Raw genomic sequence first — 1,208 nt, 5'->3', positions numbered from 1 at the left:
CCGGCACCGCCACCGGCGGTAACGGCGGCACGGGTCAATAGCAAGGTTCGCGAACACTGCACACAAGCCGTGCGGGCGGAGGGACTCGAACCCTTTCGAACCCCCTGATCAGGGGGCTTATGTGGCCATCACCTGCGAAAACACATCACTGTAACTCACTTCAGTTATCTGTAACTGTGGCCAAATTGTGGCCACAGAACGGCCACGCGCGCGGCTGTCGCTCTCCCCCGCCATTCGGGATTACCTCAACAGCCAATCGACCACCCCCATAGAGAGAGCGAAACCATGACCACCACGCCCGAAAACACCGCAGCCACACCGTTCCCGGTGGACTCCACCACCCGGCCCTGCTGCAACGGCATCGGCGCCCACACGCCCGACTGCCACCCCGATGTCGCGGCGCCGGCCGGCGCGCTGCGCCTGCTGCCCTGGGAGTCACCCGCAGTCAGCGGGCACCCGGAGTGGCTGCGCTACTTCGACGGCACCACCCGGACCGTAGAACTCGACAACCGCGACCGCGACGCCGAGGTCACCATCGAGGGCACGCAATGGGGAGACGGCCGCGTCGACGGCTGGGCGGTCCGGGTGCGCGGCATCGACTCCGATTGGCCCCTCACGGTCGAGCAGGCCCGCGCGCTGGGCGTGGCGTTGATCGAGGCGAGCACCGGCTGCAACAGCATTGTTGGGCACACACCCGACTGCGCCGAGCAGGCCGAGGCCCTGGCCGCCGAGTTGACCCAGGCCGCACGGATTCTGCGGGACGCCGAGGGCGGCCTGTGAGCGGGCGGCTGCGGGCCAGAGTGCGCGACACGCGACGGTGGCAGGACAGTCCCATGATCCGCACGCTCACCATCACCGTCACCGTCGCCCTGGGCGCCGCCGTGGTCACGCTCAGCCCGCCGGCCTACGCGGGCCCGATCCAATGGTGCGACCCATCCTCGCCACTGTTCGACCCGACGACCTGCTACAACGAGTCACCGGCGGGCGGCTACAGCTGCGACCCGTTCGGGCCCGCGTATAACGCGGACTACTGCGCTGCGCAGGGCCGCTCGGGAGGCTGAACCGAGCTGTCCCGGACACGTCGTCGGACAGCCGGGTCGCCACGGGGGATTTTCCCTGGGCGCGGCATGAGTAGGCACGAGGGAATTCCCTGGGCCGGCCTAGGGAAATCCCCTGGTCAGTGGGGAATTCCCACGCGGCATGAGCAG

At 68.5% G+C, this 1,208-nt stretch carries 2 protein-coding genes; both read left to right on the top strand.

Annotated features, from left to right (window positions below):
• Positions 1 to 285 precede the first annotated feature (285 nt).
• Complete coding sequence (locus AC2VON_RS24055; protein WP_486955082.1) at positions 286 to 780, top strand: hypothetical protein; 495 nt, start codon at positions 286 to 288, stop codon at positions 778 to 780.
• A gap of 53 nt (positions 781 to 833) precedes the next feature.
• Positions 834 to 1,061, top strand: a complete 228-nt coding sequence (locus AC2VON_RS24050) for a hypothetical protein (protein WP_486955081.1) — start codon at positions 834 to 836, stop codon at positions 1,059 to 1,061.
• Positions 1,062 to 1,208 lie beyond the last annotated feature (147 nt).

The organism is Mycobacterium sp. TH-M82 (assembly GCF_057473605.1).
Note: the sequence above shows the minus strand (reverse complement) of the source record. Positions and strands in the feature narration are given on the sequence as shown.

Coding starts and splice junctions, on each gene's coding strand:
- AC2VON_RS24055 (WP_486955082.1), top strand. CDS start 286: ATGACCACCACGCCCGAAAACACCGCAGCCACACCGTTCCCGGTGGAC.
- AC2VON_RS24050 (WP_486955081.1), top strand. CDS start 834: ATGATCCGCACGCTCACCATCACCGTCACCGTCGCCCTGGGCGCCGCC.